The organism is Streptomyces sp. Rer75 (genome assembly GCF_013414305.1).
Taxonomy (GTDB): Bacteria; Actinomycetota; Actinomycetes; order Streptomycetales; family Streptomycetaceae; genus Streptomyces; species Streptomyces himastatinicus.
In genome coordinates, this window is sequence record NZ_CP058693.1 from 5,002,541 (window position 1) to 5,027,704 (window position 25,164).

The 25,164-nt window shown below is 70.8% G+C and carries 24 protein-coding genes and 1 tRNA gene; 10 read left to right on the forward strand and 15 right to left on the reverse strand.

From position 1 onward, the window contains the following. The first annotated feature begins 15 nt into the window (after positions 1–15). Positions 16–585 (forward strand): cysteine hydrolase family protein, encoded by a 570-nt coding sequence (locus HYQ63_RS21135; RefSeq protein ID WP_179935366.1) that lies wholly within the window; start codon positions 16–18, stop codon positions 583–585. Here HYQ63_RS21135 and HYQ63_RS21140 read toward each other — a convergent pair. Next, complete coding sequence (locus HYQ63_RS21140; protein WP_373689126.1) at positions 582–1,022, reverse strand: class I SAM-dependent methyltransferase; 441 nt, start codon at positions 1,020–1,022, stop codon at positions 582–584. The genes HYQ63_RS21135 and HYQ63_RS21140 overlap by 4 nt on opposite strands. A 167-nt stretch (positions 1,023–1,189) precedes the next feature. Here HYQ63_RS21140 and HYQ63_RS21145 point away from each other — a divergent pair, with 167 nt between their 5' ends. Continuing rightward, complete coding sequence (locus HYQ63_RS21145) at positions 1,190–1,519, forward strand: hypothetical protein (RefSeq protein ID WP_179935367.1); 330 nt, start codon at positions 1,190–1,192, stop codon at positions 1,517–1,519. A gap of 376 nt (positions 1,520–1,895) precedes the next feature. Here HYQ63_RS21145 and HYQ63_RS21150 read toward each other — a convergent pair whose 3' ends face one another. The 3 genes from HYQ63_RS21150 to HYQ63_RS21160 all read right to left on the reverse strand — a co-directional run bounded on the left by HYQ63_RS21150 (position 1,896) and on the right by HYQ63_RS21160 (position 4,354). Continuing rightward, positions 1,896–2,819: a restriction endonuclease gene (locus HYQ63_RS21150; RefSeq protein WP_179935368.1), complete on the reverse strand. Its 924-nt coding sequence runs from the start codon at positions 2,817–2,819 to the stop codon at positions 1,896–1,898. Between the two features lie 318 nt (positions 2,820–3,137). Further along, entirely contained in the window at positions 3,138–3,608 is a 471-nt protein-coding gene (locus HYQ63_RS21155) for an NUDIX domain-containing protein (protein ID WP_179935369.1), read from the reverse strand. A 2-nt stretch (positions 3,609–3,610) separates the two neighbouring features. Next, complete coding sequence (locus tag HYQ63_RS21160; RefSeq protein ID WP_179935370.1) at positions 3,611–4,354, reverse strand: helix-turn-helix transcriptional regulator; 744 nt, start codon at positions 4,352–4,354, stop codon at positions 3,611–3,613. 119 nt (positions 4,355–4,473) lie between these two features. On the opposite strand from HYQ63_RS21160, the gene HYQ63_RS21165 reads away from it, so the two are divergent. Both HYQ63_RS21165 and HYQ63_RS44830 read left to right on the forward strand, forming a co-directional pair. After that, positions 4,474–4,833 carry a DUF6415 family natural product biosynthesis protein gene (locus HYQ63_RS21165; RefSeq protein WP_179935371.1) on the forward strand — a complete coding sequence of 120 codons (360 nt, stop codon included), beginning with the start codon at positions 4,474–4,476 and terminating at the stop codon, positions 4,831–4,833. A gap of 876 nt (positions 4,834–5,709) precedes the next feature. Continuing rightward, positions 5,710–5,838, forward strand: coding sequence for a hypothetical protein (locus tag HYQ63_RS44830; protein WP_257231995.1), 129 nt, complete (start codon positions 5,710–5,712; stop codon positions 5,836–5,838). A gap of 91 nt (positions 5,839–5,929) precedes the next feature. On the opposite strand, the gene HYQ63_RS21170 is transcribed toward HYQ63_RS44830, so the two are convergent. Beyond that, positions 5,930–6,002, reverse strand: a tRNA-Arg gene (locus HYQ63_RS21170). A gap of 435 nt (positions 6,003–6,437) precedes the next feature. Here HYQ63_RS21170 and HYQ63_RS21175 point away from each other — a divergent pair. Next, positions 6,438–6,887 (forward strand): SSI family serine proteinase inhibitor, encoded by a 450-nt coding sequence (locus HYQ63_RS21175; protein ID WP_179935372.1) that lies wholly within the window; start codon positions 6,438–6,440, stop codon positions 6,885–6,887. 212 nt (positions 6,888–7,099) lie between these two features. Next, on the forward strand, positions 7,100–11,500 hold the full coding sequence (locus tag HYQ63_RS21180) for a PAS domain-containing protein (RefSeq protein WP_179935373.1): 4,401 nt from the start codon (positions 7,100–7,102) through the stop codon (positions 11,498–11,500). A 126-nt stretch (positions 11,501–11,626) separates the two neighbouring features. On the opposite strand, the gene HYQ63_RS21185 is transcribed toward HYQ63_RS21180, so the two are convergent. From HYQ63_RS21185 to HYQ63_RS21220, 8 genes are all read right to left on the reverse strand, one after another. Next, the gene (locus HYQ63_RS21185; RefSeq protein WP_179935374.1) at positions 11,627–13,279 is read right to left on the reverse strand and encodes a long-chain fatty acid--CoA ligase; all 1,653 of its coding nucleotides are present in this window, start codon (positions 13,277–13,279) and stop codon (positions 11,627–11,629) included. A 152-nt stretch (positions 13,280–13,431) separates the two neighbouring features. Next, on the reverse strand, positions 13,432–13,962 hold the full coding sequence (locus HYQ63_RS21190; protein ID WP_179935375.1) for a SigE family RNA polymerase sigma factor: 531 nt from the start codon (positions 13,960–13,962) through the stop codon (positions 13,432–13,434). 189 nt (positions 13,963–14,151) lie between these two features. Then, positions 14,152–15,000: a DUF1906 domain-containing protein gene (locus tag HYQ63_RS21195; RefSeq protein ID WP_179935376.1), complete on the reverse strand. Its 849-nt coding sequence runs from the start codon at positions 14,998–15,000 to the stop codon at positions 14,152–14,154. A gap of 53 nt (positions 15,001–15,053) precedes the next feature. Continuing rightward, positions 15,054–16,220, reverse strand: a complete 1,167-nt coding sequence (locus tag HYQ63_RS21200; protein ID WP_179935377.1) for a lipid-transfer protein — start codon at positions 16,218–16,220, stop codon at positions 15,054–15,056. Then, positions 16,217–16,636 (reverse strand): MaoC family dehydratase, encoded by a 420-nt coding sequence (locus HYQ63_RS21205; RefSeq protein ID WP_179935378.1) that lies wholly within the window; start codon positions 16,634–16,636, stop codon positions 16,217–16,219. The genes HYQ63_RS21200 and HYQ63_RS21205 overlap by 4 nt, the downstream gene beginning before the upstream one ends. Next, a complete protein-coding gene (locus HYQ63_RS21210; protein WP_179935379.1) occupies positions 16,633–17,811 on the reverse strand; it encodes an acyl-CoA dehydrogenase family protein in 1,179 nt (392 codons plus the stop codon). Before HYQ63_RS21210 ends, HYQ63_RS21205 begins: the two co-directional genes overlap by 4 nt. Beyond that, on the reverse strand, positions 17,811–18,788 hold the full coding sequence (locus HYQ63_RS21215) for a bifunctional MaoC family dehydratase N-terminal/OB-fold nucleic acid binding domain-containing protein (RefSeq protein ID WP_257231996.1): 978 nt from the start codon (positions 18,786–18,788) through the stop codon (positions 17,811–17,813). Before HYQ63_RS21215 ends, HYQ63_RS21210 begins: the two co-directional genes overlap by 1 nt. Continuing rightward, positions 18,785–20,065, reverse strand: a complete 1,281-nt coding sequence (locus HYQ63_RS21220) for an acyl-CoA dehydrogenase family protein (protein WP_179935380.1) — start codon at positions 20,063–20,065, stop codon at positions 18,785–18,787. Before HYQ63_RS21220 ends, HYQ63_RS21215 begins: the two co-directional genes overlap by 4 nt. 382 nt (positions 20,066–20,447) lie before the next feature. Here HYQ63_RS21220 and HYQ63_RS21225 point away from each other — a divergent pair, with 382 nt between their 5' ends. Continuing rightward, positions 20,448–21,377 (forward strand): bifunctional DNA primase/polymerase, encoded by a 930-nt coding sequence (locus HYQ63_RS21225; protein ID WP_257231997.1) that lies wholly within the window; start codon positions 20,448–20,450, stop codon positions 21,375–21,377. Positions 21,378–21,444: 67 nt separating this feature from the next. Continuing rightward, positions 21,445–22,319 (forward strand): IS5 family transposase gene (locus HYQ63_RS21230; RefSeq protein WP_373689008.1). Its coding sequence is split into 2 segments (ribosomal slippage): positions 21,445–21,838 and positions 21,838–22,319, totalling 876 coding nucleotides; the frame shifts between segments, so codons are not numbered across the junction. 21 nt (positions 22,320–22,340) lie between these two features. Here the strand turns inward: HYQ63_RS21230 and HYQ63_RS21235 are convergent. After that, positions 22,341–22,910, reverse strand: a complete 570-nt coding sequence (locus HYQ63_RS21235) for a TetR family transcriptional regulator (protein WP_179935381.1) — start codon at positions 22,908–22,910, stop codon at positions 22,341–22,343. A gap of 126 nt (positions 22,911–23,036) precedes the next feature. On the opposite strand from HYQ63_RS21235, the gene HYQ63_RS21240 reads away from it, so the two are divergent. Both HYQ63_RS21240 and HYQ63_RS21245 read left to right on the forward strand, forming a co-directional pair. After that, complete coding sequence (locus HYQ63_RS21240; RefSeq protein ID WP_179935382.1) at positions 23,037–23,939, forward strand: SDR family oxidoreductase; 903 nt, start codon at positions 23,037–23,039, stop codon at positions 23,937–23,939. Between the two features lie 267 nt (positions 23,940–24,206). Beyond that, on the forward strand, positions 24,207–24,518 hold the full coding sequence (locus tag HYQ63_RS21245; protein ID WP_179935383.1) for a hypothetical protein: 312 nt from the start codon (positions 24,207–24,209) through the stop codon (positions 24,516–24,518). 105 nt (positions 24,519–24,623) lie between these two features. Here HYQ63_RS21245 and HYQ63_RS21250 read toward each other — a convergent pair whose 3' ends face one another. Further along, complete coding sequence (locus HYQ63_RS21250; RefSeq protein ID WP_179940348.1) at positions 24,624–25,097, reverse strand: ArsI/CadI family heavy metal resistance metalloenzyme; 474 nt, start codon at positions 25,095–25,097, stop codon at positions 24,624–24,626. Between the last annotated feature and the right edge of the window lie 67 nt (positions 25,098–25,164).

Below are 25,164 nucleotides of genomic sequence, written 5' to 3' on the forward strand. Positions count from 1 at the left end.
CGGAACAATCGCCCCATGACCCACCCCGTGGCGCCCGCCCAGGCCCTGATCGTGATCGACGTCCAGTCGGCCTTCGTCGCGGGCCCCGACGCGGTTCCCGAGGCACCCCGGCTCCTCGACCGGATCACCGACCTGATCGCCAGGGCACGCGCCGGTGGCTCGCTCATCGTCCACCTCCAGAACGACGGCCCCACGGGCGCGCCCGACGAACCGAAGACCCCGGGCTGGGAACTGCACCTGCCGGTCCGCGAAAGCCATCGGGAGGTCGTGATCCGCAAGACGGAGGACGACGGCTTCCACAAAACGCGGCTGGGCGCTCTCCTCACCGAACAGGGCGTACGCGCACTGGCCGTATGCGGGGTGATGTCCGAGATGTGCGTCAGCGCGACAGCGCGCACGGCCCTGGAGCTGGGCTACCGGGTGGTCATGCCCCACGACTCCCACGCGACGTACGACATCCCGGCGGCGGCGGACATCAGCGACGCCGTACCGGCGGCGATGGCGTCGCGCGTCGCCGAATGGGCCCTGGGCGACGAGATCGAGATCATCGCCCGCGCCGCCGACCTCACCTTCACCGCGGGCTAAGCCCGGTACACCAGCAGATACCGCCAGAGCAGCAGACGGCGCAGCGTCGAACCGGGCAGGAGGCGGGCGGATTCGGCGCGCGTTCGGGCGTACGACAGCGGCGGCGGCCAGACGAGCGGGATCTGCACGGCTGGAGCGGCGCGGCGCCTGCCCAGCAGCCGGTCGGCCCTGAGGAGGGACAGCGCCGGGAGGGCCCACACGAAGTCGGTCACCGTCCTGACCGGATAGAGCCCCAGCACCGCCAGAACCCCGCCCGGGGCAAGGGCCCTCCGCAACGTCAGCACCGTCTCGAACGGCATGTGGTGGAGGCTGGCGATGCACGAGATGAAGTCGTAGTGGCCATCCGGAAGGTGCGCATCGCGCACATCGACCTGACGATACCGAGGACCACCCCCGGCCTCCCGCGCCGCCGCGATGACGCCCGCGTCGGCGTCCATCCCTTCGACGTCCAACCCCGGCCGCCGGCACCAGAGCGACAGCGGCCCGCCGGGTCACTCTTCGGGCATTAGTGGGGCGTTAGCCATACGGCGGTAGATCATCAGCGGTGGCCGACAGCCTTGTTCTCACGAGCCCGGAACACCACATCGAGAAAACGGGGAACACCATGTCGCACCGCACCGCCCTCCGCCACGGCCGCAAGGCCGCCGCCGCCGTGATCATCGCCGTCGCCGCGCTCGGGCTCACCGCCTGCCAGGACGGCGACACCGGCGCCTCGTCCCCCTCCTCATCCCCCTCGGCAAGTGCCCCGCAGTCCCCCTCCGCCACGGCCAAGACCGCCCAGGGCGCCGCCAACGACAAGCCCTCGGGCACCCCCAAGAAGCCCGGCGTGAGCTGCACCGACCAGATCAACTACGCGGGAGACTCGCGATCCAACGCCGAAATCAACACCATCGGCGAGGACACCGGCTACTGCCCGCCGGTCCAGGACCAGTGAGCCCTTGCCCGGCCCCGGGGGCGCCACTGAGCACATACGCCAGAGGCCCCTTCCGATGTTCGGAAGGGGCCTCTGAGTTACTGCGCGCTCGGCAGGATTCGAACCTGCAACCTCTTGATCCGTAGGTTTGGGCAGGGTGCGGGCAGGGCTCCGCTCGACCTCCCCGGCAGCGAGTCACGGCGAGCGACTGACCGGTTGTGTGTGCCCTCGTTGATGTCAGCATTGATGTCAACTGTGGCTACCAGTGGCCCGGACTCCATTCAGTCCTCGCCACTCGGAGATTGGTGTCCACCCCCAGCCCCAGCGATCCAATCTTCTCTGCCTATGCAAGGCCCGCGCACGGCGCGGGTGTCGCTGCGGCGCGGCTTGAGTCGCGCTATTCGCTGAACATCCCGGCCGCTGGGAAGAAGCAACTTCCAGTCTCATTCACGTGACGGCGCTTGCGCATGAACAGGTCGTCGAGTGAGATTCGGCCATCGAGGACCGTGTAGATATCCGATCCATCCATAGTGATGAATGGTGAGCTTGACGCGTATTCCGCCAAGCCATCCCCGCTGAATCCGTTGACACTCACATACAACCCCAGAGCGTTACGCCCCTTTCGTTCAACCTTCTTCGCAAACACGTCTAGCTGCTCCCGCGACACGACACTCTTAAGCCACTTCGCCTCAAGGATATAGTCGTCCGTATCGAAGGTGAAAGCTCCGTCGATCTGCTCTCGCTCAAGGGAATAGGCGGCCCGTGGGTAGAAATCCCAGAGAGCGAACAACTCGTTCAGGAACGTCTCGAACGTGCGCCCACGAGCCTGAGGATCTGGATCAGACCCCAGGATCAAAAACTTCTCCTTCAGGGATGCCAGGGCGCCACTAATCGCGCGCCCCCTCTCTGCCTCCTCAACGGCTTCCGCGAGCTCCCTTTCGAAGCGTGTGTGCTCCTCGGCCGATTGTCTGTGCTGCTTCGTCAAGTCCTGAAGCTCAGCGACTGCCTGGCGGGCGCGCTCCAACCACTGCTGATCTTCTAGTTGCTCCAGCTCACGAAAATTCTTCATCGAGGAGATCTCGACCATCAAGGATACGGTTACATCCTGATAGCGATGCTCACTGGCTGCAAGTCGACCAACAAGAGTCGTGGCCGTTTCTCGCTTTTGTGCGATCTCCAGGTCCAAACCAGTAAGCAATTCCGGATACTCACGCAAAGCCAACCGCAAAAACTTCGCAAGCGTCTTCTTATACCAGAAGATCAGGGCGAGGGCGTCCCCCAGGGCCGAGTATGCAACCGGACTGATCTTCTTCTCCGCCATTAAGGCCCCCCAAGCAGACGAATAGGCACGGAGTACAGCAACTTGACCGCACGTTCCCATGCTAGCGGAGGCCCAACTGATCGTGATCGCGCCGTCACAGATCGGGGAGCCAGTGACTCGCCCCCTGGGCCGTCGGAGGGTGGCCGACCCCGGCAGAGGACGCCCACGAGTAACCGTCCTCGCACCACTCTGGCCTGGGACACCCGAGTCGATCTGCGGCTCGGGAAACCATGTCTCAGACCGGAGAACGTGACTCTAGAGGTGCACGCCAGCGGACTTGATCCGATGGGCAGCCACCCCTGAGTGAATCGACGTTTATCAACCTAGGTAGGGGCGCTCGCGGTGCTCCAGGAAGTGTTGGATACGCAGTCGCTGCGTGTGGTGCATGGGCAGCTCGTCCAGCTCTTCCTGCCGGACGAATCGCAGCTCGGTGGACTCGTCCGAGATGGCGAGCTGGCCGCCGACCACTCGGGCCGTGAAGCAGACGTTGAACTGTCGGCGTACCTCACCGTCCGTGTAAGCGATGACGTGGCACGGGTCTGTGTACGTGCCGACGAGACCCGTGATCTCAACGTCCAACCCGGTCTCTTCCTTGACCTCACGGACCGCTGTCCCCGGCAATGAGTCGGTCATCTCCATGCCGCCGCCCGGGAGCGCCCAAAGGTCGTTGTCCCGGCGGCGCTGAAGGAGAATCCGGCCTTCCTCGTCGGTGACGACGGCGGACGCGGCGACCACCAAGCTGTTCGGCTCGGGTGCGTTCGGGTCGTCGTAGTACTCGGTTCGTGCCACGGTCAGTCTTCCTCTACGGGTGTCCCTGTCGCCCACACCGCATCGAAGCTGGCGGCGTAGGTGTCGAACATCCCGCCTACCCCACTTCGCCGCAGATGCCACACAGGGGCAGCAAAAGCATTCACGCCCCAGACATGGGCATTGACCATCACTTGGTCATCGGCGCGGTAGATCGAGTTGTAGAGCGTCGTGCCATGGGTCCGCACCTCGATGCCCGACGTCCCGATGAGGGACCGGTAGTGCATGAGCGCTAGGCGGCAGCGGGATTCGATCCCGTGCCCGAACTTCTCCTCCTCGCCGCGCAGCCGAACGTTCTCGCTGTCGGGGTCGCCGATGGCGATACGGACCGCGCAGCCTTCGGCGGCTCGCTCCTGCAAGAGGTCGTTGAGCCGGGGGTACGCCTCGTGCAGGAAGACGGCGGCGTACACCAGGACGTCGATGCGCTCGCGGGCCTGGGCCAGCATGTCCACGAACGCGGACACAGGGATGTCCGCTCGCTGGTCGTAGAGCGCGACGAGTTCGGGGCTCACCGCGCGGGCGGGGCGCGACTGCCGGAGCGATGGCCATAGTGCGTGCACGTCTTCTCCCAGGGTTTCAGCCGCCTTCATAGCTGTGGCGCGGCGCGGCGTACGCCCGAGGTTCACCCATCGCTCAACGGACTTGGGGTCCACTTCGACCTTCTCCGCGAGGTTGGCGTACGTCCAGCAGCCAGCGGCCATGGCGGCGCGTAGCCTTTCGTTCGGCATCCGAGTCTCTCTCTGCATCCGGGGACGGCACTAGGGACGTTTTACCCGACGCGGGACGTCCCCAAGTGGGAATTGGCGGTGGTTCCTACGTCCTGGCGAATGGCCAGAGGATGCGTCTCATGGGCACCGACAAGACTCTTCGAGCAGACGTGGACGTCGACGAGATCGAGGCGGCAATCGTCCGCGCCCTGGTGAAGCGGACGGCGCTGCCCCCGTACGAGGAACTGCGTGATCTGTACAACGCACTGGTGGAGCACGTCCAGGCACTGATGCCGCTGGCAGAGAAGCAGATCGCCCGTCTGAATCGGGGCACCGTGGTCTGGTACGAGAAGCAGAGCAGGTTGAAGACCATCCCGCACGAGCTGGCTCAGGGCCTCGGCTCCGGCTTGCAGTCCGCTGACTGGCACGTGCGCAGCCTGGGCTACACGTTGCAGTTCCTGCTCGACAACGCCGGCCTCGCTCAGGAGCGCGACCGGTGACCTGAAGACCGGGCGGGAGCTGCTGCCCATGGGGAAGGACCCGCAGCTTCCGCCCTCAACCCCGGCGTGTGGTGGCTGTGGGGTGGACATCACCCCGTTCGCCATTCCGCAAATGGCACCCATCGCGCCCGGGGGCGGCGGACCCTGCACCGTCCGCCGTCAGCGGTCCGGCTCCCTTTCTCGCTCCGACCCGTTCCGCGGGAAGGGAGCCGGGCCGCTCGCTTCGGCACTGCCTTGTCCCCGATGACCCCAGGTAAAGAAAGAGGTGGTGACAAGTGCGAGGCATGCACGGCGAGGTGGGTTCCATGCTGGCGATGACCGAAGCGTCTACGACACGCTGGCCAGCCACGGCGATACGGGAACCGACGCGGAGCGACCACGACGGGCCGAACCACCACGCGGCAGCAGCTGCTCCCCACCCGCCACGTCCGAGGCAGCACGTCTGCTCACGCGCCCGCATGCGTGACGGCGGCAGTACGGCGGCCGGCCACATCGAGCCGGAGTCGACGACCGACATGCCTCTGACCCAGCCACCCCTCCCTCGCCGCTGGCCGTTCCTGCGCGCACAACAGCGATAAACGCAGTCGGCAGACGGCCGGCCATGTAAACCGCCTTGCGTAGCCGCCGCTCGACAGCCGCCCGGTCGGGCACGTGGGCCTGGCCGTACTCCTTCCTCGGAGCACCCACTGCGATCGGCGGCATGCACGGACGCAGGTGTTCCGGCTGCTGACTGTGTCTGGTGGAGCGCTGAGTCGGGCCGGCGCGCTGAGTGGCCCGGGGGCGCCGCTGAGCGGGACGGCAGACAGGAGCGGGCAGCGGCCACAGGCCGCCAGCGCGCGCTGCGCGCGCAAGCGGGCCGCCTTGATCCGCGTGACGATGGACATCTACACCTTCGTCCGGCTCGACTCGCAGCGCTCCGCCTTCGACCGCGTCGGCGATGCCCTGCGTGACGGCGACGGCCCGGACGATGATGACGGCGCGGGCGGTGCCCTGGTCGCCGTCTGATCGGAGCGCTCGGCGGTTGCCGTCAACGACCGCCGTCAACAGGCAACGCAAGAGGGCCCTTCCATCTCTGGAAGGGCCCTCTGAGCTGCTGCGCGCTCGGCAGGATTCGAACCTGCAACCTCTTGATCCGTAGTCAAGTGCTCTATCCGTTAAGCTACGAGCGCTTGGCTTCCCGGCGGTTTTTCTTGCCGGTCGGCGTTGCGGGGACAACATTACATGACCTGCGCCGTCACGCGAAATCCGTTTCCCTCACCCACTCTGACCTGGGCAAATACCTGTTTTGAGGCTCGCGAGGCCGGTCATGGCAACAGGGGAGGAGGCCCGGGCGGCGCGGCGCGGGGTGGCTCGGTGGAGGGCGTCGGTGGGGTGACGCTGCGGAGGGGGTTCGTCACTCGGAGGGCGTACGCACAAGAGCCCCGGTCGTGATCGACCGGGGCTCTAGACGAGCCCTCGATGCAGGTGGTGCAGGACCGCCCAGCACACCGCCTTTGGCAGCAGCCCAATGCCCAATGCGGATGGCGGCGCAACGCGCGCGGCGGAGGCGCGTTAGCAGGGGCAGGGGCAGCGTGCCCCGGTCCGATCACACCAGGAGTACTGACATGCCCCTGCTGCATCGCCTCGCCGTCACCACCGCCGCCGCTGTCGCCGCCACCGTGGCCGCGCTGAGCCCCGCGGGGGCCACGCCGCTGCCGCTGCCGGTGTCGTACGACGGGGAGAGTTCCGACCGTCTCGTGGTCAGGGTGAGCGAGACGGGCCGGCACTTCGACACCGTGCGGTACGTGCTGGCGTGCCACCCCACCGGCGGTACGCACCCCCGGGCCCGGGCCGCCTGCCGTCAGCTGGACGCGCAGACCGAGTGGGGCCGGGATCCGTTCGCGCCGGTGCCGCCCGGGGCGATGTGCACGAGTCAGTACGGCGGGGAGGCCACGGCGACGGTGCGGGGGCGCTGGGCGGGCCGTCCCGTCAATGCTCGCTTTACGCGAACGAACGGGTGTGAAATCGCCCGGTGGAACCGTTTCTCGATCGTTTTGCGTCTGCCTGGGAGCTGACCTGGGGATTGGGCCGGGAGTGTGCGGCGGAGGGGGCCGAGAGGTTTGTCCGGGCGTGCGCCGAGACGTGCACGTCGTGCTGCGACCTCCCTCTCATCTACCGCCGCGCCCGCCCTTGGTGCCCGTAGACTCCCCTGAGACACTCCACGGACGGGCGGCACAATGACCGCGGGTGTCAGCAAGGTGCGGTAAGTCAGGGAGGAAGCGTCGTCGTGAGCAGCAGGCCATCCCGAGGCGCTGCTCGCCTCGCAGCGATACTCGACGCCCTTCCCGACGCGCTGCTGTTGGTCAACTGCAACGGCACGATCGTCAACGCCAACCACATCGCGCTGGAGTCCTTCGAGACGCCGGGCACCGCGCTCGTGGGCCGTGGTCTGCTCGACCTCCTCCCCTCCTTCGATCCCAATCGGATCCCCGGGTCGATGCGCAGGCCCGCGGACGCGGAACGGACCAGCGGCACCAAGCCGACCCGGATGATCGCGCGGCGCACCGACGGGACCCAGGTCCCCGTTGAGGTGACCAGCGCGAACGTGGAGGACGGGCGGACTCCGTACGCCGATCAGTACAGCTATACGGGCGACGAGCTGCTGATGCTCATCGTCCGCGACCTGACCGGGACGCTCGACACCGAGGCCGAACTCGCCCGCCAGCAGCGCCAGACCGAGATGATTCTGCGCGCGGCGGCGGAGGGCGTGGTCGGCGTGGACACCGAGGGCAAGGTGGTCCTCGTCAACCCGGCCGCGGCGCAGATCCTCGGTTTCCGGGCCAGTGACCTGGGCGGTCAGGAACTTCACTCTCTTGTACACCACTCGCGCCCGGATGGTTCCCCCTTCCCGTACGAGGAGTCCCCGCTCGCCGACACCCTGCGCTCCGGCCGCAAGCACCGGGTGCGCGGCCAGGTGCTGTGGGCCAAGGAGGGGAGCGCGGTACCGGTCGACCTGACGACCGCGCCCGTACGGGACGGCGAGCAACTCGTCGGCGCCGTCATGACCTTCACCGACCGGCGCGCCGAGGAAGCCCTCGTCTCGAAGCACGCCGAGGAGGTGGAGAGCCTCACGGCGCAGCACGGCAAGGAGCTGGAGGAGCTCCGCGACGAGCACGCCAAGGCGATGGAGGAGCTTCAGGCGCAGCTCGACCGGGAGCGGCAGACGTACGCGGAGCGGCTGGACGCCCTCGCCGCCCGCAACGGCCAGCTGCTCGCGGTGCTCGACCAGTCGCTGCGCGGTCCGCTCCAGGAGCTGCGCAGCGAACTCGGCGTCCTGGCCGACGACCCGGCCGGGCAGCTGTGGCCCGAGGCCAACCAGATCCTGCACCACCTGGCCGCCGGGTACACCCGGATGACCACGCTCGTCGACAACGTCCTGAGCTATCAGCGGCTCGACGCGGACGGCGAACCGCTGGCCCGGTGCGCGGTCTCGATGGACGAGGTCGTGGCGGCCGGTGTGGAGGGCGCGGTCGAGCTGATCGGCCCGGGGCGCGCGCAGTTCGCCGTGCACGCCCCGCCGATCGAGGCCGAAGTGGACCCGCAGCGGGTGGCCCAGGCGCTCGCCCATCTGATCGCGGACGTGGCCGGGGTCGACTCGACCGGCAAGACCGCCTCGGGCGGGGGCGGCGCGTCCGGGGACTCGACGATCGTGGTCGCGGCGGCGCAGCGCGGCAACGTCGTACGGTTCGAGGTCCGCGGTCCGTACGCGGGCGGCGACCCGGTGCACGAGCCGATCGTGCGCGGGATCGTGCGCCGCCACGGCGGTGTGCTCCAGACGCACGAGATGCCGGGCATGGGCGGGCACGCCTATGTCCTGGAGGTGCCGATCTCGGCGGCGGCCGCGGACCAGGAGCGCGCGAAGGCCGACGCCCAGGCGGCGTCCGGGAGCGCGGACGGCACGCAGGGTACGCAGGGCCAGGGCACCTCCGGCGGCGGAACCGGCGCGTCCACGAGCACGTCCGGCGGCGGTGCGGACAGCGATCCGAACGGCGCCCCCGGCTCCGGCGATCCGCAGGGCGGCGGCCCGGCGGCGGACACGAGCGGCGCGCAGAACCGTTCCGTATCCACCGCGCTCCCCGCGGAAGCCGGTGCCGATCCGCAGCAGCAGAACGCGCCGGGCGAGCAGGACCAGCCGCGGCCGACCGGGCGGCGCCGGGCGCGCCCGGCGCCCGACGAGGCCCCCTCGGCGGTCGCGGGCGACGGTACGGACGGCCAGGGCGCCGGTGCCGGTCCGCACGGTGCGCAGGGTTCGCACGGTGCGCAGGGTCAGCATGGTCCGCAGCCGGTCGGCCCCGCCGCGATGGGCGTCGTACCGCCGCAGGGCATGGCCGCTCAGCCGCAGCCCCCGGCCGCGGGCGGTCGGCGGCGCGGCTCCCCGGCCCAGGAGGCCGGGGGTCCGTATCCGGCCCAGTCCCAGCAGGGTGGCCAGGTCGGAGGCCGCTCCCCGTTCGCCCTGCCTCCGGCGGCGGCCGACGCGAACGGTCAGGGCGCGGCCGGTTCTGGCGAATCCGCCATGCCCGCGCTCCCCGCCGCCCGCACCCCGGAACAGCAGCAGCCCGCGTGGGGCGACGCGCCCCAGGACTCCACCGAGGGCGAGCAGGCGGGCCAGCCCACCGGGCGCCGCCGCGCCCGGCGCCCGCTGTCCGAGGCGCCGAACCGGTCGGTGCCGGAGCAGGGTCGGCCCCAGCCTCAGTCCCAACCGCAACGCCAGGCGCAGCCGCAGCCCCAGCCGCAGCCCGCGGGGGAACCCGGCGTGGCACGGTCCCCGTTCGCGCTGCCGCCGGCCGCGGCCGACCGGGCCCAGCCCGGTGCGCTGCCACCCGAGCTGGGCCCTGCGGGGCCCGCCGGGCTGGTCCCGGCGCAGCCCGGCGGCCGCGACCCGCGCATCGGCGCCCCACAGGCGCAGGCCCAGCCGCAGGGCGGTGGCCTGGCCGTACGGGGCGAGCCCGTGCCCCCGGGCGGCACCGCGCGGGGCGGACGCTGGCCGTCCAGTCCCGGTCAGAGCCCGCAGCAGGCCCCGCAGGCACCGGCCCAGCAGGGCCAGAACCAGGGGCAGGGCGGGCCGCAGGCGCCGCGTCCGGGCACGGCCGGGCCGGGCGCCGGACCAGGTGCCGGTACAGGTGCCGGGCCGGGCGCCGGTACAGGTGAGTCCGCCATGCCGTCGCTCCCCGCCGCCCGCACCCCCGAACAGCAGCAGCCCGCCTGGGGCGAGGCCCCGCAGGACTCCCTCGGCGGCCAGCAGGCTGCCCAGCCCACCGGGCGCCGCCGCGCCCGGCGCCCGCTGGCCGAGGAGCAGCCGGAGCCCGCGCCCGGGGCACAGCCCCCTCCGCAGCAGCTGCCTCCCGAGGCGCCGCGCACCGCACCGCCCCAGGGTCCGCCCCAGAACGCACGCCAGGCCCCCCAGGCTCCTCAAAGCCCTCAGCAGGGCGCTCCGCAGGGCGCGGACACCACTCAGGGGCGCGCGTTCAGCGTGCGCACGCTGGGCCAGGGGGTGCCGTTCGCGCAGCAGGTCAGCGAACACCAGCGCACTCCCCAGCCGCAGCAGCCCCAGACGCCTTCCGGTGGTACGTCCACCGCGGGGTCCGGCAGGCGGCGCAAGCTGGCCGCCCGGCCCGACATGGCGAGCCAGAACACCTCGGCGGAACTGGAGCCCGCAGGCACCCGCGCCCACCCCCAGGCCCCGGCACAGGCCCCCGGCCAGGCCGGGCCCCCGCCCGGAGCACAGCCGCGCACCCAGCCCGGCCCGGGGCCGCAGCCGCCCCGCCCGGCCTCGCCGCAGAGTTCGGGGCGCGCCTTCGCGATCGGCGCGCCGGACGAGGGCGCGGAGGGGCCGGAGCCGCTGGACGGGCCCAACGGGGCCATCGAGATCGTCGACGACCGCACCCCGCCGCCCGACGACGAACTGCCCCCGGAGCCGCTGGACAACCCGCGCCGCCTCCTGGTGTGGCCCGCGCCGGACATGTCCACGCAGCAGGCGCTGAGCGACCGCGGCTACCGCCCGGTGATCGTGAACTCCCGTGAGGAGGTGGACGCGCAGATCGCCGCGTATCCGGCGGCGCTGTTCGTCGACCCGCTGACCGGGCCGATCACCCGGACGGCGCTCCAGTCGCTGCGGGCGGCGGCGGTCGCCGCCGAGGTGCCGGTGCTGGTGACGGCGGGTCTCGGCCAGGCGACGCGGGAGGCGGCGTACGGGGCCGACCCGGCCGTCCTGCTCAAGGCGCTCGCCCCGCGCGACAGCGAACAACATCCGCCGCGCGTCCTGCTGATCGAGGAGCACGAGCCGATCGCGGCGGCGCTGACGGCGGCGCTGGAGCGGCGCGGCATGCAGGTCGCCCGGGCCGCGACGGACGCGGACGCGGTGGCGCTCGCGGGACGTATGCGGCCGAACCTGGTGGTGATGGACCTGATGCAGGTACGCCGCCGCCGGGCCGGGATCGTCGACTGGCTGCGCGGCAACGGGCTGCTCAACCGCACCCCGCTGGTCGTCTACACCTCCGCGGACATCGACCCGGCGAACCTGACGCGGCTCAGTTCGGGCGAGACGGTGCTGTTCCTCGCGGAGCGCTCGACGAGCGCGGAGGTGCAGGCCCGCATCGTCGACCTGCTGGCGAAGATCGGCACCAACTGAAGACCCGGCAGCACCTGAAAACCGGCTGACGGCGCGGAACCGGCGGGAGACGCGGAGTCGGCGGGAGGCGCGGAACCGGCGGGAGGCGCGGAGCCGGCCGAGGAGAACGGCCGTCGGCGCACGCCCTCAGTCGAGCGTGGTCACCTCCAGCTCCCCGTCCGCGTACCGCTTCCGGATGACCTTCTTGTCGAACTTCCCGACGCTCGTCTTCGGCACCTCCGGGATCAGGGCCCAGCGCTCCGGCAGCTGCCAGCGCGCGATGCGCTGGGCGAGGAACTCCCGCAGCCCCGCGTAGTCCACGGTGGCGCCCTCCTTCAGCACCACCGTGGCGAGCGGGCGCTCGTCCCACTTCTCGTCGGGCACCGCCACCACCGCCGCCTCGGCGACCTCCGGATGGCCCATCAGGTGGTTCTCCAGCTCGACCGACGAGATCCATTCGCCGCCCGACTTGATGACGTCCTTCGCCCGGTCGGTCAGGGTCAGATAGCCGTCCGGGGAGATCGTGCCGACGTCGCCGGTCTTCAGCCAGCCGTCCTGGGTGAACTTGTCCTCCGGCCGCATGGGCTCGCCCGCCGCCCCGCCGTAGTACGCGTCCGCGATCCACGGTCCGCGCACCTCCAGCTCGCCGACCGCCTGCCCGTCCGGGGGCACGACCGCGCCGTCGGGCGCGATCAGCCGGTACTCCACGGAGGCCGGGAACCGGCCCTGCGTCACCCGGTACGGCCACTCCTCCTCCGCCGTGAGCCCGGCGGGCGGATGGGCCATGGACCCGAGCGGCGACAGCTCCGTCATGCCCCACGCGTGCACGACCCGGATGCCGTGCCGCTCCTCGAACGTCTTCATCAGGGACGGCGGACAGGCCGACCCGCCGATGTAGACATGGGTGAGGCTCGATACGTCCCGTGGCGTGGTGTTGAGTTCGGTGAGCAGTCCCTGCCAGATGGTGGGGACAGCGGCGGCGAGGGTGGGCCGGGCGGCCTCGATCATGTCGGCGAGCGGCGCGGGCTGGAGGAAGCGGTCGGGCATCACCATCGAGGCGCCCGCCATGAACGCGGCGTGCGGAGTACCCCACGCGTTCGCGTGAAACATGGGCACCACGGGCAGCAGGGTGTCCTTCGCGGACATCCCGAAGGCCTCGGCGCTGTTGACCTGCATCGAGTGCAGATAGATGGAGCGATGGCTGTAGGCCACGCCCTTGGGGTCGCCGGTCGTGCCGGAGGTGTAGCACAGGGCCGCGGCCCGGCGCTCGTCGGTCACCGGCCAGGGGTAGCGCTCGGGACGGCCCTCGATCAGTTCCTCGTAGTCGTGCACGCCGGCCCGGCACCCGTCCAGCACGGAACGGTCGCCCGGCCCGGTGACGACGATGTGCTCCACGGAACCCAGCTCGGGCAGCAGCGGGGCGAGGAGCGGCAGCAGCGAACCGTTCACCACGATCACGCGGTCGGCGGCGTGGTTGATGATCCAGGTCAGCTGGCCGGTGGGCATCCGGAGATTGAGGGTGTGCAGCACGGCGCCCATGGAGGGGACCGCGAGATAGGCCTCCAGATGCTCGCAGTTGTTCCACAGGAGCGTGCCGACGGTCTGCCCCTGCTCGACCCCCAGCTCGTCGCGCAGCGCGTTCGCCAACCGGGTGGCGCGCAGGCCCACATCGTGGAAGCTACGGCGCTGCGGCTCGCCGCCACCGGTCCAGGTGACCACCTGAGCCGTGCCGTGGGCCAGCGCTCCATGCTCGAGGATGCGGGTCACGGTCAGCGGTACGTCCTGCATCGTGCTGAGCACCGTGGCCTCCAGGGTTTTACGGTTACGCGCGGGTAGTCCGCCGATTGTGCAAGCGACCGGCCGGTATGTCACTACCCAGCTTGGCCCCGGAGACCCCCGGTTCCCTGGAACACCTCGCCCCGGCGCCCCCGTCGCCGTCGGAGCGCTCGCCGTCAGGCCGCGCGGCACACCTCGGGGTCCTCGCGGAGCTTGCCGAGGGCGCGGGAGACGGCGCTCTTGACCGTGCCGATGGACACCCCGAGCACCTCCGCCGTCTGGGCCTCGCTCAGGTCCTCGTAATACCTGAGGACGACCATGGCCCGCTGACGGTCCGGCAGCCGCAGCACCGCGCGCCACATCATGTCGCGCAGGACCTGCTGCTCGGCGGGGTCGGGGGCGGGGACCGGGTCCGGCTCGGGCAGCTCCTCGCACACGAACTCGTCGACCTTGCGCTTGCGCCACTGGGAGGTCCGGGTGTTGACCAGCGCCCGGCGCACATAACCGTCCAGCGCCTTGTGGTCCTCGATCCGCTCCCACGCTATGTACGTCTTGGTCAGCGCGGTCTGGAGCAGATCCTCGGCGTCACAGGCGTTGGGCGTCAGCGAGCGGGCGGTGCGCAGCAGCATCGGCCCCCGGGCCCGTACGTACGAGGTGAACGACGGGAACGCGGCGGGGGAAGCCCCTGGGCACACGGTCGTGGTCATGTCCCAACGCTAGGGAGTGAGCGGCTCACCGCGGATCGGCCACAAGTGCCGAAGCCGAATCAGCCTGAGGTTGTAGGGGTAGGGCTGGCAACACCTCCTGCGGATGGAGAGGGTGGGACTTCCGTCAGGGTTGTGCCGTCAGGGTCATGCCGGAGAGGGCCCTCCTCCGGCCGACGGTCCGCCGACGGCTCAGCTGATGATCGCGACCGGCGCGTCCACCTTGTTGCGGTCGATCTGGAGCGTCCGGCCGCCGTGCTTCTCCTTCACATTGCCCACGTACTGATGGATACGGCGGTGCGGATGCCAGGCCGTCTTGGCCAGCACCGGCTCACCGGCCAGCGCCGCCTTCCCGTTCCAGCGCGCGAACCACATCACGGAGGGGAGATCACGGACCCCCGCCTTCCGGGACTTCTCCAGATGGCGCACCCCTGACTCGGCGCTGCTGTAGAAACCGGGGAAGAAGCCGTGCGACCGCACCTCGCGGTTCCAGCCGCGGATGAAGGAGAGCGTGGTGGCCGCGCAGCTCGCCTTCCCCTGGTCGTACGCCTCCATGTCCAGATAGAGCGCGCTGCGCTTCTTCATCGCCAGCGCCTTCGCGCGGGCCACCGCGTCCTTCCCCTCCTTGCGCCCCTGTGCCCAGGGCGTGCTGCCGATGGCGACGTGCTTCTTGTTCTTGTTGCGGACGCAGGGGGACTGGGACCCCACGAAGATGGGCAGCACATGCCACCCCATGCTCTTCACCCCGCGCATCCAGGAGACGCTGAGGTTGGGCTGGCTGGGGCAGGCCCGGCCGCGGCCCGCGTAGTAGACGCCGACGGCGCGGTACCGGGAGACGTTCCACGCGCGCAGGGCGGCGAGCGTGGGGGCGTGGCAGGTGTCGAAGCCCCAGCCCTGGAAGACCTTGGCGCCCAGGGGACGGGGGTCGGGGAGAGCTTCCGCCGAGGCGGAGGCGGGACCGCTGATCGAAGTGGCCAGCACCGCGATCAGACTGGCAGCCCAGCCCATGAACATCCATCTGCTCTTCTTTCCTCGGTTCATATGAGGAGTGAATGTGGACACCGGACGGCCGGGGCCGCAGACACGCGCGTGGTTCAGCCGTCTGCGCCGAGGAGAAGCCCGGATGTCGGTACCCCGGTGCCCGCGGTGACCAGTGCACGGGCGGCGTGCGGCACCTGGTTGACGGCGGTGCCGCGTATCTGGCGGACGGCCTCCGCTATTCCGTTCATCCCGTGCAGATAGGCCTCGCCGAGCTGACCGCCATGGGTGTTGAGCGGCAGCGCGCCCTCGGCGACGCATCCGGCCGCCTCGCCCCGCCCGCAGAAGCCGAACTCCTCCAGCTGCATCAGCACGAACGGCGTGAAGTGGTCATAGAGGATGGCCACATCGATGTCCGCGGGGGTCAGCCCGCTGCCGCTCCACAGCTGCCGCGCGACCACGCCCATCTCCGGCAGCCCGGAGAGATCGTCCCGGTAGAAGCTCGTCATCTGCTCCTGCGCCCGGCCCGAGCCCTGCGCCGCCGCCGTGATCACGACGGGCGGGCGCGGGAGATCGCGGGCCCGCTCGACGCTGGTGACCACGATCGCCTGGCCGCCGTCCGTCTCCTGACAGCAGTCGAGCAACCGCAGCGGCTCCACGATCCAGCGGGAGGCGGCATGGTCGGCCAGGGTGATCGGCTTGCCGTGGAAATACGCGGCCGGGTTGGTGGCGGCATGACGGCGGTCGACGACGGCCACCTGACCGAAGGCCTCGGGCGTCAGACCGTAGGTGTGCAGATAGCGCTGCGCGGCCATGGCGACCCAGGAGGCGGGGGTGAGCAGACCGAAGGGCAGCGACCAGCCGAGCGCCGCGCCCTCGGCCGACGGCTCGCGGTGCTGCACCCCGGATCCGAAGCGGCGCCCGGAGCGCTCGTTGAACGCGCGGTAGCAGACGACGACCTCGGCCACCCCGGTGGCGATGGCGAGCGCGGCCTGCTGCACGGTGGCGCAGGCGGCGCCCCCGCCGTAGTGCACCCGTGAGAAGAACGTCAGCTCGCCGATGCCGCATGCCTGGGCCACGGTGATCTCGGGGCTGGTGTCCATGGTGAAGGTGACCAGCCCGTCGACCTCGGCCGGGGCGATCCCCGCATCGTCCAGCGCCGCCCGGACGGCCTCGGCCGCGAGTGTCAGCTCGCTGCGGCCGGAGTCCTTGGAGAACTCGGTGGCGCCGATGCCCACGATGGCGGCCCGCCCTCCGAGCCGGTCCGGTCGGCGGGCGCTCATCGGACCGCTCCGGTCGGGGAGCCGATGGGCAGCTCCACGGTGACCGTGCCGGTCACATGGCGGCCAAGGGCGTTCGTCCCGGTCACCGCGACCTCCGCCGTGCCGTCGGCGACCGAGGTGACCTCGCCGGTCAGCACCATCTCGTCCCCGGGATAGTTGGGGGCACCGAGCCGGATGGCAACCTTCCGGAGGCGGACCCGCGGCCCGAAGTGGTCGGTGATGTACCGCCCGACCAGGCCATTGGTGGTCAGGATGTTCATGAAGATGTCCGGGGAGCCCTTCTCCCTGGCCGCCTCGGCGTCGTGGTGCACATCCTGGTAGTCCCGTGAGGCGAGGGCGCCGGAGACGATGAGCGTCCGGGTGATCGGGATGCGCAGCGGGGGCAGCGACTCGCCCGCACGGACCGTGACCGTCATGCGGCCGCCTCCTCCGTGAGCAGGGTGCCCAGCTCGGCCAGCAGGGCGGGGGCGGGACCCAGATACGCGTCCAACTGCCGCCCCCACAGGAAGTGCCGGTGCACCGGGTGCTCCACGTCGGCGCCGATCCCGCCGTGCAAATGCTGCCCCGCGTGGACGACCCGCCTGCCCGCCTCACAGGCCCACCAGGCGGTGGTGAGCGCATGGGTGGCCGCGGGCAGATGCTGGTCGTGGCGCCAGGCCGCCTCGTAGGCCGTCACCCGGATCGCCTCGGTGTCCATGTGGGCATCCGCCGCGCGCAGCAGCACGCCCTGCTGGGCGGAGAGCGGGCGCCCGAACTGCTCGCGGACGGAGGTGTGGTGGACCACCCGCGCGACCGATCCCTGGCAGACGCCCGCCTGCAACCCGGCGAAGGCGGTACGGGCCCTGCCGAGCACATCGGCCCAGACGCCGTCGTCGCCGAGCGGCTCGGCGGGTGCGTCATGGAGCCTGAGCCGCCCCGCCGCCCAGGGGGCGGTGGTCTCAACGGATTCGGTCCGGACGGGGGCTTCGGTCCGCACGGGCGCGCCGGAGGTGTGCGCGGCAGGGCTGGGCGGGGCGGAGGCAGGCGGGGCTGAGGTGGTCGGGGCAGGGGCAGGCGGGGCTGAGGTGGTCGGGGCTGGGACCGTCCGGGTCTCGACCAGGAAGCAGCGGGTGTGCCCCTCCGCCGTGAGCGCCGGGACCAGCACATGGGTCGCCGCCCGCAGCCAGGGGACCACCGGGAGCGTGCCGGTCAGCACCCACCCCTCGGTGGTCTTGCGCGCCGAGGCCGTCGGCCGTGAACTGGCCCGGTATGCGGCCGTCGCCACCGCCGTACCGTCCCGCAGGGCGGGCAACAGCCGCGCGCGCTGCTCCGCGGTGCCATGGACGGCCACCGGCAGCACGCCGTACGCACAGCTCGCCGCGAGCGGCACCTGGGCGGTCACCCGGCCCTGCTCCTCCAGCAGCAGCACCAGACCGACCAGGCCGATCTCCTCCACGGCGGCGGGCAGCCCCGCCGCGCAGAGCGCCTTCCACAGCTCGGCGTCGACACCGGTGCCGAGCGCCGACAGCCGCTCATGGGTGGACAGATCGCCGAAGATCTCCGCCGCCAGGTCCCGGGCGGCCTGCTGCTCCGGGGTGGGCGTGAAGTCCATCAGGCCACCGCCCCTCGGAAGACGGGCAGCTCCAGCTCCTCGTCGGCCCGCAGGAACTCCAGCTCGACGGGCATCCCGATGCGCACCTTGTCGTACGGCACCCCCGTGATGTTGCTGACGATGCGGACCCCCTCGGCCAGCTCGATCAGGCCCACCGCATACGGCGGATCGAAGGCGGGGAAGGGCGGATGGTGCATGACCACATAGCTGAAGACCGTGCCCGCGCCGGACGCCGCGACCGTGTCCCACTCCGGCGAACCGCAGCCGCCGCACCCCGGCAGCCAGGGGAAGCGGAGGGTCCCGCACCCGGTGCAGCGCTGGATGAGCAGCTGGTGGGCGGCGACTCCCTCCCAGAACCCCGCGTTGTCCCGGTTGATGACGGGACGCGGGCGCCTCGCCTTGGGCTCCTGCTTCGCTTTCTGCTTCGGCTTCTGATCCGGTTCCGGCTTCGGTTCCCGCTTCGGCTTCCGCCGCACCGGTGCGTACTTGAGGATGCGGAAGCTATGCGTCCCGACCAGCTCACCGCCCGCCCGGATGTCCATCCGCGTGGTGACGAAGTGGCCCGTGCCCAGCTTGGTGGTCTTGCGCGGCGACACCGACTCGATCACCGCGTCGAAGGTGATCCGGTCTCCCGGGCGCAGCGGCCGCAGATACTCCTGCTCGCAGTCCGTGGCGACGACCGCGGTGCAGCCCGCCTCGTCGAGCAGCGCCAGCAGTTCGTCATACGCCTCCGACCGGGCCGAGCCGCCGGGGTGTCCGCCGAGCCCGCCCATCGTCCACGCCTGGAGCATCGTCGGCGGTGCGATGCCCGGATAGGCGGGGTTGGTGTCGCCCATTGCCTCGCACCAGTGCCTGATCATGGGCTCGTTGACCGGGTCCCTGCCCTCGCCGCCGCTCGCCGCCACTCGGCCCTCGTACGCCCTCAGCCTCTCGTACAACTCCTCCGGCTCGGCGCTCATCGCCGCCTCAGCTGTCATCGCCGCCCCCGCCGCATGCCGAGCCGCATCGTCGCCACGATCTCCCTCTGCACCTCACTCGCCCCGCCCCCAAAGGTGTTGATCTGCGCGGCCCTGTTCATCCGCTCCAACTCGCCGTCCCCGAAGGCTCCCGGCGACCCCGACCGGATCACTCCCGCCTCTCCCGCGATTTCCTGACATAGTGAATACACCGCGACCGCGCTTTCGGTTCCGGCGAACTTGACGCCGCTCGCGTCGCCCGGGCTCAGCGTCCCCGCCCCCACGTCCCCGACCAGCCGCCAGTTGAGCAACCGGGTCGCCGCCAGCCGGGCGTGCGCCTCCGCCAGCCGGGCCCGTACCCAGTCCTGGTCGGCGGGGCGGGCCCCGGTGTCCGGGTCGGGGGTACGGGCGTGGGCGAGGACGGCCTCGTAGAAGTCCTCGGCCTGCATGCCGATGGCGGCGAGCGCGACCCGCTCGTGGTTGAGCTGAGTGGTGATCAGCCCCCAGCCGCCGTTCTCCTCGCCGACGAGATGGCTGGCCGGGACGCGGATCGCGTCGTAGTAGGTCGCGGTCGTGGTCAGGCCCGCGACCGTCTCGATCGGCGTCCAGGAGAAGCCGGGGGCGTCGGTCGGCACCAGGATGATCGAGATGCCCTTGTGCTTGGGCGCCGCCGGGTCGGTGCGGCAGGCGAGCCAGATCCAGTCGGCGTTCTGGGCGTTGCTGGTGTAGGTCTTGGCGCCGTCGATCCGCCACGATTCGGCGCCCGCCCCGCCGGGACCGGCACCGGGACCGGCATCGGCACCGGGACCGGGATCGGCGCCGAACCCGGTCCGGTGCTCCTCGTTCCGCCCGCTTCCGTTCGCCCCGTTCACCTCGCGCACGGCCTTCGTACGCAGCGAGGCGAGGTCGGTTCCGGCCTCAGGTTCCGAGTAGCCGATAGCGAAGACGATCTCCCCGCTGAGGATGCGCGGCAGAAAGAACCGCTTCTGCTCCTCGGTGCCGTACCGCATCAGGGTCGGGCCGACCGTGTTGAGCGTGACCATGGAGACCGGCGCGCCCGCCCGGTACGCCTCGTCGAAGAAGACGAACTGCTCGTCGGGGCCGCGCCCTTGGCCGCCGTACTCGACCGGCCAGCCGAGGCCGAGCAGCCCGTCGGCGCCGATGCGCCGCAACAGCCGCCGCTGGGCCGCCGGGTCGCCGGGCAGGGCCGCACGGATCTCCGGCGTGATCAGCTCGCGGAAGTAGGCGCGGAGTTCCTCGCGCAGCTGCCGCTGGCGGGGTGTGGGGGCGAGGTGCATGAGCAGCGGACTCCCCTGGGCTCGACGGTGTCGTACGACCGCACGGGAAAGCTTTCTGACTATCCGTCAGATAAATTGACGCTGTCAAGCGCTGGCAAGCACGACCGCGCGGCGGCACCGAAGCGCCGCCGCGCGGTCGTAAACGACCTCACCCGTCCCGTTCACTCAATGAATCACCACTACTCACTCGTGCCGGTCATGCGCGAACACCTGCCATGACGGAAAGTTGCCCACGCATCGGCAGACGAAGCGCACCGAACGACGTATTACCACGCAAGCATGATGAACTCCGTTCAAACCCTCGACGCGCCCTCGCGCCCCGGACTGCCGCGACACGCCGACCCCCTTCCCCTTATCGGACAGTTGTCCGAAAATGGAGGACATGGCGAACACCGCACTCGCCCACGCTCTCGCCGCCGCGGCCCATGGCTTCCGCGTCATCCCACTGACCCGCGCGAAGCTGCCCGCCGTGCGCTCCCCTCACCACCACGACCCCGTACCCCTGCCCTGCCGCGGCGCCTGCGGGCGGCTCGGCCACGGCGTCCACGACGCGTCCGCCGACCCGGAGGCGATCCGGGCGCTGTTCGCCGCCGCCCCCTGGGCCACCGGCTACGGCATCGCCTGCGGCTGCGCACCGCACCACCTCATCGGCGTCGACCTCGACCTCAAGCACGAACCGCGCGTCGACGGCGCCGCCGCACTCGCACGGCTGGCCCGCCGGTACGCCTTCACCGTCCCCCGCACCGTCACCGTGCTCACCCCCGGCGGCGGGCGCCACCTGTGGCTGTGCGGGCCGCCCGGGCTCGCCGTCCCCAACTCCGCGGGCCGGATCGCCCCCGGCATCGACATCCGCGGGACGGGCGGCTATCTCGTCGGCCCCGGCTCGGCCACCTCACGCGGCCGCTACCGCCTGGCGCCCGGCTCCCCCGCCTGGCGCCCCGCCCCCGTCCCACCCGAGCTGCTCAGCCTGGTGCAACCCCCGGTGCGTACGCCGCCGGAGCGGGCGACGGCCCGCCCGAGTGCCGCCGGAACGCCGGGGCGCGACGCCGCCCTCGTACGGTTCGTCCGCGAATCCCAGGAGGGGCGGCGCAACGACCGGCTGTTCTGGGCCGCCTGCCGTGCGTACGAGGCGGGCGCGGGGGACGCACTGGCCCCGGCCCTCATCGAGGCCGCGCTCCACACCGGCCTGACCCGGCGCGAAGCGGAGGCCACGGTCGCCTCCGCGGCCCGTAGCACCACTGGCACCACTGGCAGCACCGGCAGCACCGGCAGCACCGGCAGCACCGGCAGCACCCTGCCGCCGGTCGCATGACCGCCGCATGGATGTGCCGCTAGGGTCTGTTGCGAAAGTGGATCTTGTTCGTTGATGATCACTTCCTGTGGGACGTGGGGATCTGACGAACGGCCAGTGGGCCCGGCTTGAGCCTCTGCTGCCGACGGGCATCAAGCCGGGGCGGCCGCAGGTGTGGACGCGGAGGCAGCTGATAGACGGCATACGGTGGCGGACCCGGACCGGTGCTCCCTGGCGGGACGTGCCCGAACGTTATGGGCCGTGGGACCGGGTCTATGACCTGTTCCGGCGCTGGCAGCGGGACGGCACCTGGGCAAGGATCCTCACCCAGCTCCAGGCCGAGGCGGACGCGAAGGGCCTGATCACCTGGGAGGTCAACGTCGACTCCACCGTCTGCCGGGCTCATCAGCACGCCGCGGGAGCGGCGAAAAAGGGGACCTCCAGAAGGAACCGCCCGGCGGGATCTTCGTCGAGCCGGCCGACCACGGCCTCGGACGCTCCCGCGGCGGACTGACCAGCAAAATCCACCTTGCAGTCGAGCAGGGGCAGAAGCCCTTGTCCCTCGTGATCACGGCCGGGCAGCGGGGCGACTCCCCGCAGTTCGAAGCGGTCCTGGAAGCCATCCGGGTTCCGAGGCTGGGGCTCGGCAGGCCGCGCAAGCGCCCGGACCGGGTGCGGGCCGACAAGGCGTACGATTCCCGCGGCAATCGCTCCTACCTGCGCAGACGCGGGATCAAAGCCACCATTGCGGTTCCGGCGGACCGAGTCCGCAACCGCCTCAAGCGTGGATCGCGTGGCGGGCGGCCGCCGAAGTTCGACAAGGACGACTACAAGCAACGGCACGCGGTCGAGTGCGGGATCAACCGGCTCAAGCGGCACCGGGCCGTTGCCACTCGGTACGACAAACTCGCCGTCCGCTACGAAGCGACAGTGCTGGTCGCAGCCATCAACGAGTGGCTGTGACCAGCACTTTCACAACAGGCCCTAGTCGTCGGTCGCGGTCGCGGCCTTGAGGTGGTCGAGGGAGTCCTGGATGACGTCGGCCAGCGTCCGCCCGCCGGGCTCGCCGATCCAGCGCTCGAACGCGATCTTGAAGACCGCGATCCCGGCCTCGGCGGCCAGGCTCGCGGTCGGCTCCGTAACACCGCGCCGACGTAGCGCCTCGGCCGTCGCGGAAGCGAGCGCGGCGAGCTTCAGCAGTTCGCGTTCCTGAAGTCCGGCGTTCGCGGTGATCACGGTCTGGCGTTGCCGGGAGAACTCGCGACGCTCCTCGAATCGGGCGGAGATGGCCTGGAGAGCCGCGGCCACCGCATCGAGAGGAGCCGTGGTTTCGGGCGCGCCGACGATGGTGTTCACGCAGGTTTCGAGCAGCTCGTCCTGGCCCGAGAACAGCACTTCGCGCTTGTCGGCGAAGTGGCGGAAGAACGTCCGCTCCGTGAGGCCCGCCCGGTTGGTGATCTCCGCAACCGTCGTCTGCTCGAATCCCCGCTCGACGTAGAGCTCCAATGCCGCCCGTTGAAGTCGCTCACGCGCGCCCGGCTCCCATCGACCCATGGCCTCGATCCTACGTGATGACAGCGACTGACATCGCAGTGGTACGCTGCCGATGACAGTGACTGACATCGACTTGTCCGGACGCGCCCTGCGCCGAGGACGGGCCACCACTGGGAGATCTCACTGATGCGTGTTTTCGTCACCGGCGCGTCCGGTTTCATCGGCTCCGCCGTCGTTCCCGAACTCCTCCGCGCGGGCCACCGGGTCCTCGGACTCGCCCGCTCGAACGCCTCGGCCGAGGCCATCGCCGCAGCCGGCGCCGAGGTGCACCGCGGCGCCCTCGACGACCCCGACAGCCTGCACGCGGGCGCCTCCGCGGCGGACGGGGTCGTGCACCTCGCGTTCATCCACGACTTCTCGGACTACGAGGGCGCCGTCAAGGCCGATCTACGCGCCATCGAGACCTTCGGCGCCGCGCTCGAGGGGACCGATCGCCCCCTCGTCGTCGCCTCCGGCCTGCTCGGAATCGCCCCGGGACGGGTGGCGACCGAGCGGGACCGGCCCGACCTCTCGACTGCGGGCCCCCGGGAGGCCAGCGCGCGGGCGGCACTGGACCTCGCCGAACGCGGCGTCCGCTCATCCATCGTGCGTCTCGCGGCGTCCGTCCACGACGAGGGCGACCACGGCTTCGTCCCCAGGCTGATCGACATCGCCCGCGAGAAGGGCGTCTCCGGCTACATCGGCGACGGGACCAACCTCTGGCCCACGGTCCACCGCCTCGATGCCGCGCGGCTGGTCCGGCTTGCCGTGGAGAAGGCCCCGGCGGGATCGGTACTGCACGGCACCGCCGAAGAGGGCGTACCGCTGCGCACCATCGCGGAGGTGATCGGCCGTCACCTCGACCTGCCGGTGGTCTCCATACCCGCCGAGGAGGCGGACGCGCACTTCGGCTGGCTGGCCCGCTTCCTCGCCGCAAGCGTCGCGGCGTCCAACGCCCTGACCCGCGACCTGCTGGACTGGCACCCGACCGGCCCCGGCCTCATCGACGACCTCGACCAGGGCCACTACTTCGGAACCCGGAGCACCTGACCCGACGCCTCCGCCACATGCGGGTGGGGCCTCCGGTCTTCTGGCCCCACCCGCATGTCGCGTACGGAGCCACCCGCCCTCGTCCGAGACCCGCCCAGGCCGTCCCCCAGAGCACGCACCTGGTCTCCGATGGCGTCGACTTCTGCGGCGGACAGGACGCACGCGCAGAGCCCTTCGACCCTCACCGCACTCACGTGAGCCGTGAGTGCCCGTCAAGCGACGGTCGCTAGCAATGGGTCAGGAGGCGGTTGGCGTCTCCTCCGGATCGTGTCTGAGCAGGAGGCAACGATGCGTCGTATCGGGCTTGTCGCGGCGTCGGTGATGGGTGCAGTGGCCCTCGCCCTGTCGTCCGCGGGGTCGGCCGCGGCCGCCGAGGGCACCTTGACCGTCGGCCTGAACACGTACACCAACCCGAGTGGCTGTTACACGACGAACGTGTGGCCCATGTTCGTGGTGAACCACACCAACCAGACCGCCAGCGTCTTCGACCTTCCGAACTGTCAGGGGCACCGAATCGCTCAGGTCGGGCCGAACCAGACCCGCACGTTCGAGTTCGGCACCAGCGTCTCCATCCCCTGACGTGCGACAGCGGACATGCGGAAGGGGTGCCCCTCGACTCGGGGGGCACCCCTTCTGACCAGCTACGTCGCTGACCTCGGCGTTGCTGCGCGGCCTCGCTGCGGCTCAGGAGCCGCACGCGCAGCCTGCTGCGGCTACGGCGCCTTCCGAGGCGGGTTGGTCCGTGCGGCAGGTGCCGTCGGCATCGGTGGCTGCGCTCTTGCCCATCTGGTCGGCGTCGCCCTTGACGACGTAGACCTCCCAGGGTTCCTTGCCGGGGCCGTGGACCCAGACCTTGTCCTGGAGGGCGTAGCAGCAGGAGGTGTCGTTCTCCTCGAACGTGGCGAGCCCGGCGACCTTGAGCCGGTCGGTGGCGGCATTGACCTGCTCGGTGGAATCGACCTCGACGCCGAGGTGATCCAGACGAGTTTCCTGGCCTGCTTCGCCTTCGATCAGGACGAGCTTCAGCGGCGGCTCGGTGATCGCGAAGTTGGCGTATCCGGGGCGGCGCTTGGCCGGCTCGACGCCGAAGAGCTTGGAGTAGAACGCCACTGAGGCGTCAAGGTCGGGCACGTTCAAGGCGAGCTGCGCGCGGGACATGGCGGTCTCCCGTCTGGCTGTATCGATCTCTTTCAATACAAGCTTGCGCCTTGGATCGAAGAACGTC

Excerpts from the sequence above, each read along its gene's own strand:
- HYQ63_RS21205 (WP_179935378.1), bottom strand. The coding sequence starts at position 16,636 with ATGACGGTCACGGTCCGTGCGGGCGAGTCGCTGCCCCCGCTGCGCATC.
- HYQ63_RS21145 (WP_179935367.1), top strand. The coding sequence starts at position 1,190 with ATGTCGCACCGCACCGCCCTCCGCCACGGCCGCAAGGCCGCCGCCGCC.
- HYQ63_RS21210 (WP_179935379.1), bottom strand. The coding sequence starts at position 17,811 with ATGGACTTCACGCCCACCCCGGAGCAGCAGGCCGCCCGGGACCTGGCG.
- HYQ63_RS21235 (WP_179935381.1), bottom strand. The coding sequence starts at position 22,910 with ATGGGTCGATGGGAGCCGGGCGCGCGTGAGCGACTTCAACGGGCGGCA.
- HYQ63_RS21195 (WP_179935376.1), bottom strand. The coding sequence starts at position 15,000 with ATGAACCGAGGAAAGAAGAGCAGATGGATGTTCATGGGCTGGGCTGCC.
- HYQ63_RS21160 (WP_179935370.1), bottom strand. The coding sequence starts at position 4,354 with ATGCCGAACGAAAGGCTACGCGCCGCCATGGCCGCTGGCTGCTGGACG.
- HYQ63_RS21135 (WP_179935366.1), top strand. The coding sequence starts at position 16 with ATGACCCACCCCGTGGCGCCCGCCCAGGCCCTGATCGTGATCGACGTC.
- HYQ63_RS21190 (WP_179935375.1), bottom strand. The coding sequence starts at position 13,962 with ATGACCACGACCGTGTGCCCAGGGGCTTCCCCCGCCGCGTTCCCGTCG.
- HYQ63_RS21220 (WP_179935380.1), bottom strand. The coding sequence starts at position 20,065 with ATGCACCTCGCCCCCACACCCCGCCAGCGGCAGCTGCGCGAGGAACTC.
- HYQ63_RS21250 (WP_179940348.1), bottom strand. The coding sequence starts at position 25,097 with ATGTCCCGCGCGCAGCTCGCCTTGAACGTGCCCGACCTTGACGCCTCA.
- HYQ63_RS21150 (WP_179935368.1), bottom strand. The coding sequence starts at position 2,819 with ATGGCGGAGAAGAAGATCAGTCCGGTTGCATACTCGGCCCTGGGGGAC.
- HYQ63_RS21165 (WP_179935371.1), top strand. The coding sequence starts at position 4,474 with ATGGGCACCGACAAGACTCTTCGAGCAGACGTGGACGTCGACGAGATC.
- HYQ63_RS21175 (WP_179935372.1), top strand. The coding sequence starts at position 6,438 with ATGCCCCTGCTGCATCGCCTCGCCGTCACCACCGCCGCCGCTGTCGCC.
- HYQ63_RS21200 (WP_179935377.1), bottom strand. The coding sequence starts at position 16,220 with ATGAGCGCCCGCCGACCGGACCGGCTCGGAGGGCGGGCCGCCATCGTG.
- HYQ63_RS21215 (WP_257231996.1), bottom strand. The coding sequence starts at position 18,788 with ATGACAGCTGAGGCGGCGATGAGCGCCGAGCCGGAGGAGTTGTACGAG.
- HYQ63_RS21140 (WP_373689126.1), bottom strand. The coding sequence starts at position 1,022 with ATGGACGCCGACGCGGGCGTCATCGCGGCGGCGCGGGAGGCCGGGGGT.
- HYQ63_RS21225 (WP_257231997.1), top strand. The coding sequence starts at position 20,448 with ATGGCGAACACCGCACTCGCCCACGCTCTCGCCGCCGCGGCCCATGGC.
- HYQ63_RS21240 (WP_179935382.1), top strand. The coding sequence starts at position 23,037 with ATGCGTGTTTTCGTCACCGGCGCGTCCGGTTTCATCGGCTCCGCCGTC.
- HYQ63_RS44830 (WP_257231995.1), top strand. The coding sequence starts at position 5,710 with ATGGACATCTACACCTTCGTCCGGCTCGACTCGCAGCGCTCCGCCTTC.